At 39.0% G+C, this 12,645-nt stretch carries 13 protein-coding genes, 1 pseudogene and 2 other annotated features (1 of these 16 cut by a window edge); all 14 genes and pseudogenes read left to right on the top strand.

Features of this window, described 5'->3' with window-relative positions; genetic code table 11:
- Positions 1-92 (top strand) — a binding site (T-box leader); it begins 127 nt to the left of the window's first position.
- Between the two features lie 61 nt (positions 93-153).
- Positions 154-1,553 (top strand): annotated as a pseudogene (gene cysS / locus LBYS11_RS22330) (cysteine--tRNA ligase).
- Positions 1,538-1,978: a Mini-ribonuclease 3 gene (locus LBYS11_RS22325; protein ID WP_175400791.1), complete on the top strand. Its 441-nt coding sequence runs from the start codon at positions 1,538-1,540 to the stop codon at positions 1,976-1,978. The pseudogene cysS and the gene LBYS11_RS22325 overlap by 16 nt, the downstream one beginning before the upstream one ends.
- Positions 1,978-2,730 carry a 23S rRNA (guanosine(2251)-2'-O)-methyltransferase RlmB gene (gene rlmB, locus LBYS11_RS22320; protein ID WP_054548957.1) on the top strand — a complete coding sequence of 251 codons (753 nt, stop codon included), beginning with the start codon at positions 1,978-1,980 and terminating at the stop codon, positions 2,728-2,730. Before LBYS11_RS22325 ends, rlmB begins: the two co-directional genes overlap by 1 nt.
- Before the next feature lie 2 nt (positions 2,731-2,732).
- On the top strand, positions 2,733-3,245 hold the full coding sequence (locus LBYS11_RS22315; protein WP_103119001.1) for an NYN domain-containing protein: 513 nt from the start codon (positions 2,733-2,735) through the stop codon (positions 3,243-3,245).
- A 68-nt stretch (positions 3,246-3,313) separates the two neighbouring features.
- Positions 3,314-3,961 (top strand): RNA polymerase sporulation sigma factor SigH, encoded by a 648-nt coding sequence (sigH, locus tag LBYS11_RS22310; RefSeq protein ID WP_004233587.1) that lies wholly within the window; start codon positions 3,314-3,316, stop codon positions 3,959-3,961.
- A gap of 77 nt (positions 3,962-4,038) precedes the next feature.
- Positions 4,039-4,185 carry a 50S ribosomal protein L33 gene (rpmG, locus tag LBYS11_RS22305; RefSeq protein WP_004233588.1) on the top strand — a complete coding sequence of 49 codons (147 nt, stop codon included), beginning with the start codon at positions 4,039-4,041 and terminating at the stop codon, positions 4,183-4,185.
- Between the two features lie 48 nt (positions 4,186-4,233).
- The gene (gene secE, locus LBYS11_RS22300) at positions 4,234-4,419 is read left to right on the top strand and encodes a preprotein translocase subunit SecE (RefSeq protein ID WP_004233589.1); all 186 of its coding nucleotides are present in this window, start codon (positions 4,234-4,236) and stop codon (positions 4,417-4,419) included.
- A 358-nt stretch (positions 4,420-4,777) separates the two neighbouring features.
- Positions 4,778-5,311, top strand: coding sequence for a transcription termination/antitermination protein NusG (gene nusG, locus LBYS11_RS22295; protein WP_004233590.1), 534 nt, complete (start codon positions 4,778-4,780; stop codon positions 5,309-5,311).
- Positions 5,312-5,540: 229 nt separating this feature from the next.
- Positions 5,541-5,966, top strand: a complete 426-nt coding sequence (rplK, locus tag LBYS11_RS22290) for a 50S ribosomal protein L11 (protein WP_004233593.1) — start codon at positions 5,541-5,543, stop codon at positions 5,964-5,966.
- A gap of 116 nt (positions 5,967-6,082) precedes the next feature.
- Positions 6,083-6,781, top strand: a complete 699-nt coding sequence (rplA, locus tag LBYS11_RS22285; protein ID WP_004233594.1) for a 50S ribosomal protein L1 — start codon at positions 6,083-6,085, stop codon at positions 6,779-6,781.
- A 53-nt stretch (positions 6,782-6,834) separates the two neighbouring features.
- Positions 6,835-6,980 (top strand) — a sequence feature (ribosomal protein L10 leader region).
- Positions 6,981-7,012: 32 nt separating this feature from the next.
- The gene (rplJ, locus tag LBYS11_RS22280; RefSeq protein WP_103119000.1) at positions 7,013-7,513 is read left to right on the top strand and encodes a 50S ribosomal protein L10; all 501 of its coding nucleotides are present in this window, start codon (positions 7,013-7,015) and stop codon (positions 7,511-7,513) included.
- A gap of 73 nt (positions 7,514-7,586) precedes the next feature.
- Positions 7,587-7,946: a 50S ribosomal protein L7/L12 gene (rplL, locus tag LBYS11_RS22275; RefSeq protein WP_004233598.1), complete on the top strand. Its 360-nt coding sequence runs from the start codon at positions 7,587-7,589 to the stop codon at positions 7,944-7,946.
- Between the two features lie 76 nt (positions 7,947-8,022).
- Positions 8,023-8,625 (top strand): class I SAM-dependent methyltransferase, encoded by a 603-nt coding sequence (locus tag LBYS11_RS22270; protein ID WP_036077767.1) that lies wholly within the window; start codon positions 8,023-8,025, stop codon positions 8,623-8,625.
- A 242-nt stretch (positions 8,626-8,867) separates the two neighbouring features.
- Complete coding sequence (rpoB, locus tag LBYS11_RS22265; protein ID WP_175400790.1) at positions 8,868-12,443, top strand: DNA-directed RNA polymerase subunit beta; 3,576 nt, start codon at positions 8,868-8,870, stop codon at positions 12,441-12,443.
- Positions 12,444-12,645 lie beyond the last annotated feature (202 nt).

The following is a 12,645-nucleotide window of genomic DNA, read 5'->3' as shown; positions in this document are numbered from 1 at the left end:
CTTTATCGAGTCATCCCCGTTAATGGATGTCCAAAGTGGAAGGCTTTTTGTCTTCAATCAGAGTGGAACCACGCAAATCGAGCGTCTCTGTCATTCCTTTTAGGAGTGATAGAGGCGCTTTTTTTATTCAACAGAAAAGGAGAGTGAAATACAATGGGTATTCAAATTTTTAACTCATTAACACGACAAAAGGAAACCTTTGTACCGCTAGAAGAGGGCAAGGTAAAAATGTATGTCTGTGGTCCTACGGTTTATAACTATATCCATATTGGGAATTCACGTCCTGTAATTGTTTATGATACAGTACGTCGTTATTTTCAATATAAAGGCTATGATGTAAAGTTTGTTTCCAATTTTACGGATGTAGACGATAAAATTATTAAAGCAGCAAATGAGCTTGGTGAAGAAGTACATGAATTAACAGAGCGTTTTATTGCAGCCTATTTTGAAGATGTTACAGCACTGGGATGCAAAAAGGCAGATGTTCATCCACGTGTGACAGAGCATATGGACGATATCATTCAATTTATTCAAGTGCTAATTGAAAAGGGCTACGCTTATGAGTCTGCTGGAGATGTGTATTACCGTACTCGTAAATTTGATGGCTACGGTAAATTATCACACCAATCAGTTGACGATTTAAAAATCGGTGCTCGTATTGAAGCGGGCGAGAAAAAGATGATGCGCTAGATTTTGCTTTATGGAAAGCTGCTAAGCCAGGTGAGATATTCTGGGAAAGCCCATGGGGAGATGGCCGTCCAGGGTGGCATATTGAGTGTTCTGTAATGGCTCGTGAACATTTAGGAGATACTATTGATATTCATGCTGGTGGGCAGGATTTAACTTTCCCTCACCACGAAAATGAAATTGCTCAATCAGAGGCACACAATGATAAAACATTTGCGCGTTATTGGATGCATAACGGGTATATTAATATTGATAATGAAAAGATGTCCAAATCTCTTGGGAATTTTATTCTTGTGAATGATATCCGTAAACAAATTGACCCGCAGATATTGCGTTTCTTCATGCTATCTGTCCATTATCGTCATCCAATTAACTTTGCGAAGGACCTAGTAGAAGCTGCTGCGTCAGGTTTAGAGCGCATTCGTACAGCATACAACAATGTGAAGCATCGCCTTACGACTACTGTAAGCTTAGGTGATCATTCAGAAGAATGGCTGAACAAAATTGCGGAACAGAAAGCGCATTTTGAAGAGGCAATGGATGATGATTTTAATACAGCCAACGCTATTTCTGTATTATTTGAAGTAGCTCGTATTGCTAATATTTACTTAAATGAAGCCAATACTTGCAAGAAGGTATTAGAAACCTTTATTGAAACCTTTGAAGTACTAGGTGACGTCTTAGGTATTGAATTTGCAAAAGAAGAAGAACTATTAGACGAAGAAATTGAAGCATTACTACAAGAGCGCGTCGAGGCACGTAAAAATCGTGATTTTGCTCGCTCTGATGAGATCCGTGACCATTTGCAAGCCCAAGGTATCATTTTAGAAGATACACGACAAGGAACTAGATGGAAACGAGGGTAATTAAGTTGGATAAACTTCGCAATGAAGATGTTAAACAATTAAAAGCGCTGGCGTTAGCCTATATGGGTGATGCCGTATTGGAACAAAAGGTCCGAGAATATTTGCTACGCTCTGGTCGTGTTAAACCAAACACACTACATCGAGAGGCAACTCGCTACGTCTCAGCAAAAGCGCAATCGATGATCGTTCATCGCATGATGGATGAAAATTATTTAACAGAGGAGGAATTGGCTGTGTTCCGCCGTGGACGCAATGCCAAATCCGGCTCTGTACCAAAAAATACGGATGTCCAAACCTATCGTAATAGCTCAGGCTTTGAGGCGGTGCTTGGTAGTTTATATTTATTGAATGAACTAGAACGCGTCTACGAAATCATTGCATATGCTATTCAAATAATCGAGGAATCAAAAGGAGTGTCTAAATAATGGCAGAACAGAATGGTGAAATTATTGCCGGTAAAAACCCAGTGTTAGAAGCACTTCGTTCAGGCCGCGATATGAATAAAGTATGGATTGCAGAAGGAGTAAAAAAATCTGGCGTCAATGAACTGCTAGATTTAGCCCGTGAACGTGGTGTCATAGTTCAATTTGTCCCAAAAAAGAAAGTTGACCAATTATCAAGTGCTAATCATCAAGGTATCGTTGCTTCTGTTGCCGCTTATAAGTATGCTGAACTAGAGGATTTATTTGCAGCCGCAGCTAATAAACAGGAAGATCCTTTTTTCTTAATCTTAGATGAGTTAGAGGATCCTCATAATCTAGGGTCTATTATGAGAACGGCTGATGCTATAGGAGCACATGGTATTATTATTCCTAAGCGCCGATCAGTGAGTCTAACAGCAGTAGTGGCAAAGGCATCTACAGGAGCGATTGAACACGTTCCAGTTGTACGTGTAAACAATCTTGCTCAAACTATAGATGAATTAAAAGAACGCGGTGTATGGATTGCAGGGACAGATGCAAAGGGATCTGCAGATTATCGAAAAATGGATGCAACATTACCATTAGCCATCATTATCGGTAGTGAGGGCAAAGGGATGGGGCGTTTATTAAAAGAAAAATGCGATTTTTTATATCACTTACCGATGGTTGGGCATGTCACATCACTGAACGCATCAGTAGCAGCGGCTTTATTAATGTACGAAGTGTATCGTAAACGTCAAGAAGCGATTGAATAACAATGAAAAACATTTTGCTTGTTGATGGCTATAATATGATTGGATCTTGGAAAGAGCTGCGGCCATTGCGTGATACAAATTTTGAGGATGCGCGAAGAAGGTTGATAGAACTCATGGCTGAATATAAAGCAGCAATGGGTTGGCGCGTAATTATTGTTTTTGACGCCCATCTTGTACCAGGAGTAGAGCAATCTTATATAGAAAATGATGTAGAAGTCATTTATACACGAAGAAATGAAACAGCAGATGAACGTATTGAAAAAATGACACATGAATTAAAGGCTAGAAATGTACAAATTCATGTAGCAACTTCTGATATGGCAGAGCAAAGTGTTATATTTGGGAATGGTGCCTTAAGGAAGTCGGCTAGAGAGCTAGAAATTGATACAAGTATTATCCAACATAAAATTACTCATGATGTGAAGCGGAAGCAAGAAAGTAAGCCGCCTTCTCGTATAGAATTAAAGCCGGATGTTGCGCTCGCCTTTGAAAAATGGCGACGAGGGTTGAAATGATTGATTGACGCATATTTTCCAATTCCGTTATACTGTTTCTAATTATCTGTTGTGGCTGAGGTGATACCATGTTTAAAAATAGCATTGTACAAGTGACACAAGATTTTGAACGATTCAATGATGAAGAGCTTATTGAAATGGTGCATCAAGGTAATACAGATGCGTTGGATTATTTAATTACAAAATACCGTTTGTTAGTAAGAGCGAAGGCAAGATCCTATTTTTTAATCGGAGCAGATAAGGAAGACATTGTACAAGAGGGCATGATAGGCTTATATAAAGCGATTCGTGATTTTAAAGGAGATAAGCTTGCATCATTCAGAGCTTTTGCAGAGTTATGTATTACAAGACAGATTATCACAGCTATTAAAACAGCAACTAGGCAAAAGCATATACCTCTAAATTCCTATATCTCTTTGGACAAGCCTATATTCGACGAAGAGTCAGACCGAACGCTTATGGATGTACTAACGGGTGCTATTATGGATGATCCAGAAGAATTGATGATTCATAGAGAAGAGTTTGGATATTTAGAAGAAAAGATGAGTGAGATTTTAAGTGAATTAGAGCTACAAGTTTTAGCCTTATATCTAGACGGCCAGTCTTATCATGAAATTTCCGCCAAATTAAATCGTCATGTGAAATCTATCGATAATGCATTGCAGCGGGTAAAACGTAAATTAGAACGTCATTTAGTCCTTGAGGAAATGTCTTAGCCCATTTAGGCCTTTATTGACATTGACAAATATAGGTGTTAGTCTTAAAAAGACAAAGTGCCGAAAAAGGTGATTAAATGGCAAAAAAAGTCGTGCTAAATTGTGAGAAATGTGGTTCGAGAAATTACACGTTCCCAGCTAAAGAAGGTTCAACTGTACGTCTCGAATTAAAGAAATTTTGCTCGCATTGCAATGAACATACAATGCATAAACAAACGCTATAAAATGATATGTAAATAGACAGATTTGATTGATTCGGAGGTTAAGCTAGAATGGGCAAGATCAAAAGCTTTTTCAGCGATGTAATGTCAGAAATGCGCAAAACAAGCTGGCCGAAAAGTAAAGAACTGACGAAATATACAGTCGTTGTAATTTCAACTGTTGTCATTATGGCTTTATTTTTTGTGTTAGTTGACTTAGGTATTTCATCATTATTCCGCTGGTACTTAGATTTATAATTTAGTAAATAGCATATTTTTGAAATAGCCCGTCCATTGCAATAACGGGTTTTTTCGTTTGTTTTATCTTCATTCATTCAGCAGAAAACCCCATCTAATGGGATCGGTGGGATGGGTGAAGTGAAGCGCAAAGCAGTAAAATCTCCTCATTATGATAAATACTACTAGGAGAGTATGATAGTAGCGATAGATGACTATGCTAGTTTCGGTATATATCATCGAGCTTTCGCAAGTAATTAGCGAAAGCTATATTTTTCTAATGAGATGTTTGTGAAAAGAGTAAAAATGCATTGAGCGTATCGCGATTCATTTTCACTTTTATTTGTAAGGGAGGGACGGACGAGGAGTCCTAGTAGTTATGGAGAAAAATTGGTATGTTGTTCATACGTATTCAGGGTATGAAAACCGTGTAAAAGCAAACCTAGAGAAACGTGTAGAAACAATGGGAATGCAAGATAAAATCTTCCGTGTGATTGTTCCTGAGCATGAAGAAACAGAAATGAAAGATGGAAAAAAACGTACAATGATGCGTAAAGTTTTCCCTGGTTATGTGTTAGTAGAGTTAATCATGACAGATGATTCTTGGTATGTAGTTCGAAATACGCCTGGTGTTACGGGCTTTATCGGTTCATCTGGTGGAGGAGCAAAACCAACACCGTTATTACCTGAAGAAGCAGATCGTTTACTACAACAAATGGGTATGACTGATAAAGTTGTAGAAGTGGACATTACTGTTGGTGAAGCAGTAGAAGTATTAGAAGGGCCGTTTGCTCATTTCCAAGGACGTGTTGAAGAAATTGACACAGAAAAAGGTAAAATTAAAGTGACGGTTGATATGTTTGGTCGCGAAACGATTATGGAGCTAGATTTCGAACAAGTTCAAAAATTATAGTTCTAACATTAGAACATTACATGCTAATTGGTAGATGTTTCGCAGATTTTGTTAATTACTACTTGCTTAAAAAAATTAAAAGTGGTATCATTTCATAGGTCAGACTGTCATACTTTTGTTTGACGTCTGTAATGATAATTTTAATGTTATCGGCACTTAGCTGACAGACAGATATTGAGTGGGAGGGGCAACCCAATTACCACATCACGGACTTAAGGAGGTGTGTCTCGTGGCTAAAAAAGTTATTAAAGTTGTTAAACTTCAAATCCCTGCTGGTAAAGCTAACCCAGCTCCACCGGTTGGTCCTGCATTAGGTCAAGCGGGTGTGAACATCATGGGATTCTGTAAAGAATTTAATGCGCGTACTGCTGATCAAGCTGGTCTTATTATCCCAGTTGAAATTTCAGTATTCGAGGATCGTTCTTTCACTTTCATTACAAAAACTCCACCTGCAGCAGTTCTACTTAAAGTAGCAGCTGGTATCCAATCTGGATCTGGTGAACCAAACCGTAAAAAAGTGGCAACGGTTAAACGTGATAAAGTTCGCGAAATCGCTGAAACTAAAATGCCAGACCTTAACGCTGCTTCAGTAGAAGCTGCTATGTTAATGGTTGAAGGTACTGCACGAAGCATGGGTATTGTTATCGAAGACTAATCCCATTTACTTGATGTTTTGTTTTTTGGAAGGTTGCGAAGTTTCTTTGTGAACACGCAACCTTTATTCGTGGGAGGTAAAATCCGCTATAACCACAATCAAGGAGGAAATATATAATGGCTAAAAAAGGTAAAAAACTGCAAGATGCAGCAAAATTAATTGATCGTAACGCACTTTACACTGCACAAGAAGCAATCGAACTTGCTCAAAAAACTAGCACAGTAAACTTCGACGCTACTGTAGAAGTTGCTTTCCGCTTAGGTATTGATACTCGTAAGAACGACCAACAAATCCGTGGTGCAGTAGTACTACCAAACGGTACTGGTAAAACTCAACGCGTATTAGTATTTGCAAAAGGTGAAAAACTTAAAGAAGCTGAAGCAGCTGGTGCTGACTATGTAGGCGATGCAGAATACATCCAAAAAATCCAACAAGGTTGGTTTGACTTCGATGTAATCGTAGCAACTCCTGACATGATGGGTGAAGTTGGTAAACTTGGTCGTGTATTAGGGCCTAAAGGTTTAATGCCAAACCCTAAAACTGGTACAGTTACTTTTGATGTAACAAAAGCTATCGAAGAAATCAAAGCTGGTAAAGTAGAATACCGTGCTGATAAAGCTGGTATTATCCACGCTCCTATCGGTAAAGTTTCTTTCTCAGCAGAAAAATTAGTAGAAAACTTCTTAGCTGTTTTTGATGTAGTTCAAAAAGCAAAACCTGCTGCAGCTAAAGGTACTTACATGAAATCTGTAAATGTTACAACTACAATGGGTCCAGCGGTTAAAATTGACGCTTCTAACGTAGTAGTAAAATAATTTATATATATGTATTGACGATAGTGGCTATACGTGATACTATAGTTGCTGTTGTGAATTATCCATTTGTACCGTAGACAGTAGGAGTGACTTGTCACTTAATGTTCCTACCGAGGACATCGGAATTCAGATTCTTATTTAAAGATGATGACTTTCAGCCTCTGTGTCTATTTGACTCGGAGGCTTTTCTTTTGTCGGTATAAATGACCCATTCTAATAGGAGGTGTCATCATGAGCAAAGCAATCGAAAACAAACAAGTACAAGTTCAAGAGATTACTGAAAAATTCCAAGGCGCTGCTTCTGTAGTAGTTGTGGATTACCGTGGTCTTAATGTTGCACAAGTAACAGAGCTTCGTAAACAACTTCGTGAAGCTGGCGTTGAGTTCAAAGTTTACAAAAACACTTTAACTCGTCGTGCTGCTGAAGCTGCTGGCCTTGAAGGAATCAACGAAGTATTAGTTGGTCCTAACGCAATTGCGTTCTCAAATGAAGATGTTGTAGCGCCTGCTAAAATCATCAACGAGTTCGCTAAGAAAAACGAAGCTTTAGAAATTAAAGCTGGTATTATTGAAGGTACTATTTCTTCTGTTGAAGATGTTAAAGCACTTGCAGAACTTCCATCACGCGAAGGTCTACTTTCTATGCTTTTATCTGTACTTCAAGCTCCAGTGCGTAACTTCGCACTTGCAACAAAAGCTGTTGCAGAACAAAAAGAAGAACAAGGCGCGTAATTTAAGACGCACTAATACTTCTGCGGCCTGATCGCAAAAAAATAAAACATTATCCAATTAGGAGGAAATTATAATGAATAAAGAGCAAATCTTAGAAGCTATCAAAGCTATGACAGTTCTTGAATTAAACGATTTAGTAAAAGCTATCGAAGAAGAATTCGGTGTAACAGCTGCTGCTCCAGTAGCAGTAGTTGCTGGTGGTGCTGCTGCAGCTGAAGAAAAAACAGAATTTGACGTAGTATTAGCATCTGCTGGTGCAGAAAAAATCAAAGTAATCAAAGTGGTTCGTGAAATCACTGGTTTAGGTCTTAAAGAAGCTAAAGAAGTAGTAGATAACGCTCCTAAAGCTCTTAAAGAAGGCGTTTCTAAAGATGAAGCTGAAGAAATCAAAGCTAAACTTGAAGAAGTTGGCGCATCTGTAGAAGTTAAGTAATCTCGCGTTACTTTTTAACAAAAGGAAAGCTCGTCATTTTGGCGAGCTTTTTTCTTCATTCTGAGGAGGCGTGAAAATGTCAGATCACTATTATACAAGTAAGCCTCAAACTGAAAGTAAACCACGTCACTGGACATTCAAGTTACTAGGGCATACGTTTTCATTCGAAACGGATGCAGGTGTATTTAGTAAAAGCGAAGTAGATTTTGGATCCCGTGTTTTAATAGACGCTTTTCAAATGCCTGATATTGATGGTGCGATTTTTGATGTAGGTTGTGGATACGGGCCGATAGGGTTATCGATTGCCAAAACTAATCCAGACCGTACCGTTTTTATGATGGATATTAATGAACGTGCAGTTGCGCTTTCGCAAAAAAATGCGCAAGTGAACGGTGTTCAAAATGTGCGAATATTTGTGAGTGACGGCCTATCGATGGTTGATAAAGATGTAGATGCAGCAGCTATCTTAACAAATCCACCAATTCGTGCGGGGAAGGAAACGATTTTCCGCTTTTACGATGGAGCTTACGATCGGCTAGTGTCTTCGGGTGAACTCTGGGTAGTCATTCAGAAGAAACAAGGAGCGCCATCGACAGTAAGTTACTTAGAAGAAAAGTTTTCAGAAGTCGATGTAGTAGAAAAGAAAAAAGGGTACTGGATAGTACGCGCAAAAAAATAAATGAAATATGTATAATTTATTGACTTGACAAATCGGCTATGATAATATGATACAATGCAAAAATATTATTTTGAGGTCGTATGCCCTTTTTGTATAGAATTGTTTTAATATGGGTATACTTGCCAAGATAAGTTTAGTTAACCGAAAATGAGATCTTTTTGAAGACTCGTTTTCTTTTTGTCTTTCGAAATCATACACTATTTGTATGATTTTGCAAAGACCTAATATCGCTTTATTGAGGGGTGAATGAGTTGACAGGTCAACTAGTTCAGTACGGACAACACCGCCAGCGTAGAAGCTTTGCGCGTATTAAAGAGGTGCTTGAGCTTCCAAATCTGATTGAGATTCAAACGGCGTCTTACGAGTGGTTCCTTGAAGAAGGTTTACGTGAAATGTTCCGTGACATTTCGCCGATCGAGGACTTTACAGGTAATCTTTCATTAGAATTCATCGATTATTCATTAGGTGAGCCTAAATATGATGTTGATGAGTGTAAAGAGCGAGATGTTACTTACGCAGCTCCATTACGTGTGAAAGTACGTCTTTACAACAAAGAAACAGACGAAGTGAAAGAACAAGATGTCTTCATGGGTGATTTCCCGTTAATGACAGAAACAGGTACGTTCATTATCAACGGTGCTGAACGTGTTATCGTTTCACAATTAGTTCGTTCACCAAGTGTGTATTTCCATGATAAAACTGATAAAAACGGTAAAAAAGGCTTTGGAGCTACAGTTATTCCAAACCGTGGTGCTTGGTTAGAGTATGAAACTGATGCGAAAGACGTAGTTTATGTGCGAATTGATCGTACTCGTAAGCTACCAGTAACAGTGTTACTACGTGCATTAGGTTTCGGTTCAGATCAAGAAATTATCGATATTATCGGTGATAACGAGTATCTGCGTAATACGTTAGAAAAAGATAACTCTGAAAGTACAGAAAAAGCGCTTTTAGAAATCTACGAACGTTTACGTCCAGGTGAGCCACCAACAGTAGAAAGTGCGAAGAGTTTATTATACTCTCGTTTCTTCGATGCTAAACGTTATGATTTAGCGAATGTTGGTCGCTACAAAATGAATAAAAAGCTTCACATTAAAAATCGTTTATTCAACCAAACGATTGCTGAAACGCTTGTAGATCCAGAAACAGGCGAAATTTTAGTAGAAAAAGGTACAGTACTAGATCGTCGTACTTTAGATAAAATTCTACCTTACCTAGAAGATTCATCAAAAGGTATTGGTTACCGCACTTTATCACAAGTCGGTGGAGTGCTTGAAGATGATGTAACCATCCAATCTATTAAGATTTATGCTCCAAAGGATGAAGCTCAAAAAGAAATTAATATCATTGGTAATGCGTACATTGATGAAGAAGTGAAGAATATTACACCTGCTGATGTTTTATCTTCAGTAAGCTATTTCTTTAACTTACTTTACCAAGTAGGTGCAACAGATGATATTGACCATTTAGGTAACCGTCGCCTACGTTCTGTTGGTGAGTTACTACAAAATCAATTCCGTATCGGTTTGTCTCGTATGGAACGTGTAGTACGTGAGCGTATGTCAATTAATGACACAGCTGCGATCGTACCACAACAATTAATCAATATCCGTCCAGTGATTGCGTCGATTAAAGAGTTCTTCGGAAGCTCTCAATTATCACAATTCATGGACCAAACAAACCCATTAGCAGAGTTAACGCATAAACGTCGTCTATCTGCATTAGGTCCTGGTGGTTTAACGCGTGAGCGTGCTGGCTTCGAAGTACGTGACGTTCACTACTCTCACTATGGTCGTATGTGTCCGATCGAGACACCAGAGGGTCCAAACATTGGGTTAATCAACTCATTATCTTCATTTGCCAAAGTTAATAAATTTGGCTTCATTGAAACACCTTATCGTCGTATTGACCACGAAACAGGTCGAGTAACGGAGCAAATTGATTATTTAACAGCTGATGAAGAAGATAACTACTATGTAGCACAAGCAAATTCACCGTTAAATCCAGATGGTACTTTTGTAAATGATGAAGTAGTAGGTCGTTTCCGTGGTGATAACACGGTATTCAATAAAGCGCAAATGGACTACATGGATGTATCTCCTAAACAAGTTGTCTCTGCAGCGACTGCATGTATACCGTTCTTAGAAAACGATGACTCGAACCGTGCACTTATGGGTGCCAACATGCAACGTCAAGCAGTTCCACTACTTAACCCAGAAGCACCATTCGTTGGTACTGGTATGGAACATGTTGATGCGCGTGATTCAGGTGCAGCTGTAGTAGCGAAGTATGATGGTATTGTTGAGCACGTTGAAGCTCGCTCTATCCATGTACGCCGCATTGAAGTTGTAGACGGCAAAGAGGTTAAAGGCGATTTAACAAAATATAAATTACAGAAGTTCATTCGTTCTAACCAAGGTACTTCATATAACCAACGCCCACTTGTAAAAGTAGGCGAACGTGTGAAACCTCGAGACATTTTAGCAGATGGTCCCTCAATGGAAAAAGGCGAACTAGCTCTTGGACGTAACGTACTGGTTGCATTCATGACTTGGAACGGCTTTAACTATGAGGATGCTGTTATTATGAGTGAGCGCCTTGTAAAAGACGATGTCTATACATCTGTTCATATCGAAGAATATGAATCAGAATCTCGTGATACAAAGCTTGGACCAGAAGAAATCACTCGTGATATTCCAAACGTCGGAGAAGATGCACTTCGTAACCTAGACGAACGTGGTATTATCCGTATTGGTGCGGAAGTACGTGACGGTGATATTCTTGTTGGGAAAGTAACGCCTAAAGGGGTTACAGAATTAACTGCTGAAGAGCGTTTATTACATGCAATCTTCGGTGAAAAGGCTCGTGAGGTTCGTGATACTTCATTACGTGTACCACACGGTGCTGGCGGTATCATTCTTGATGTTAAAGTATTTAACCGTGAAGATGGCGATGAATTACCACCAGGTGTTAACCAATTAGTTCGTGCTTATATTGTTCAAAAACGTAAAATTCGTGTTGGGGACAAAATGGCCGGACGTCATGGTAACAAAGGGGTTATCTCTCGTATCTTACCAGAAGAAGATATGCCATTCATGCCAGATGGCACGCCTGTTGATATCATGTTAAATCCACTTGGTGTACCTTCCCGTATGAATATCGGACAAGTTTTAGAGTTACACTTAGGTATGGCTTCTCGTTATCTAGGCGTTCACATGGCAACACCAGTATTTGATGGTGCTAATGAAGAAGACGTTTGGGAAACAATGGAAGAAGCTGGGATGAACCGTGACGGTAAAACAATCCTGTATGATGGACGTTCTGGTGAACCATTCGATAATCGTGTATCAGTAGGTATCATGTATATGATCAAACTTGCTCACATGGTTGATGATAAACTTCATGCACGTTCAACTGGTCCTTACTCACTTGTTACGCAACAACCACTTGGTGGTAAAGCGCAATTTGGTGGACAACGTTTTGGTGAAATGGAGGTATGGGCACTTGAAGCTTATGGTGCTGCGTATACACTTCAAGAAATCTTAACGGTTAAATCTGATGACGTTGTTGGTCGTGTGAAAACATATGAAGCCATCGTTAAAGGTGAAAGTGTACCAGAGCCAGGTGTTCCTGAGTCATTCAAAGTATTGATTAAAGAACTTCAATCTCTTGGTATGGATGTTAAGATGTTAACAGTTAATGATGAAGAAGTAGAGCTTCGCGATTTAGACGAAGAAGACGATCTTCAGCCAGCTGATGCACTTAACATTGCACCACAGCCAGATACAGAAGAAGAGCCAGTAGAGTCTTTTGAATAATGGAAAACCAAATTCACAAATGTGAATATGGTCAAACTTATTTTTCAAATTAGCCGGGCAGGATTTAACGCCCTGCCTGGCTTTTTCTTTTAATAAATCATTCTATTTCTAATCCTTTGCCAAAGAGGCAATCTTTGCAAACGATTATCGAGCTGCGTAAAAGAGTCTTTATAAAGACCTATACTAGAGGGAGGTAGGCTCC

Origin of the sequence: Lysinibacillus sp. YS11 (genome assembly GCF_002896375.1) — a bacterium.
In the GTDB taxonomy this organism is placed as follows: domain Bacteria; phylum Bacillota; class Bacilli; order Bacillales_A; family Planococcaceae; genus Lysinibacillus; species Lysinibacillus capsici.
This window is presented reverse-complemented; position numbering and strand designations above follow the sequence as displayed.

Coding starts and splice junctions, on each gene's coding strand:
- LBYS11_RS22315 (WP_103119001.1), top strand. CDS start 2,733: ATGAAAAACATTTTGCTTGTTGATGGCTATAATATGATTGGATCTTGG.
- LBYS11_RS22270 (WP_036077767.1), top strand. CDS start 8,023: ATGTCAGATCACTATTATACAAGTAAGCCTCAAACTGAAAGTAAACCA.
- LBYS11_RS22325 (WP_175400791.1), top strand. CDS start 1,538: ATGGAAACGAGGGTAATTAAGTTGGATAAACTTCGCAATGAAGATGTT.
- rlmB (WP_054548957.1), top strand. CDS start 1,978: ATGGCAGAACAGAATGGTGAAATTATTGCCGGTAAAAACCCAGTGTTA.
- rplJ (WP_103119000.1), top strand. CDS start 7,013: ATGAGCAAAGCAATCGAAAACAAACAAGTACAAGTTCAAGAGATTACT.
- rplL (WP_004233598.1), top strand. CDS start 7,587: ATGAATAAAGAGCAAATCTTAGAAGCTATCAAAGCTATGACAGTTCTT.
- nusG (WP_004233590.1), top strand. CDS start 4,778: ATGGAGAAAAATTGGTATGTTGTTCATACGTATTCAGGGTATGAAAAC.
- secE (WP_004233589.1), top strand. CDS start 4,234: ATGGGCAAGATCAAAAGCTTTTTCAGCGATGTAATGTCAGAAATGCGC.
- sigH (WP_004233587.1), top strand. CDS start 3,314: ATGTTTAAAAATAGCATTGTACAAGTGACACAAGATTTTGAACGATTC.
- rplA (WP_004233594.1), top strand. CDS start 6,083: ATGGCTAAAAAAGGTAAAAAACTGCAAGATGCAGCAAAATTAATTGAT.
- rpmG (WP_004233588.1), top strand. CDS start 4,039: ATGGCAAAAAAAGTCGTGCTAAATTGTGAGAAATGTGGTTCGAGAAAT.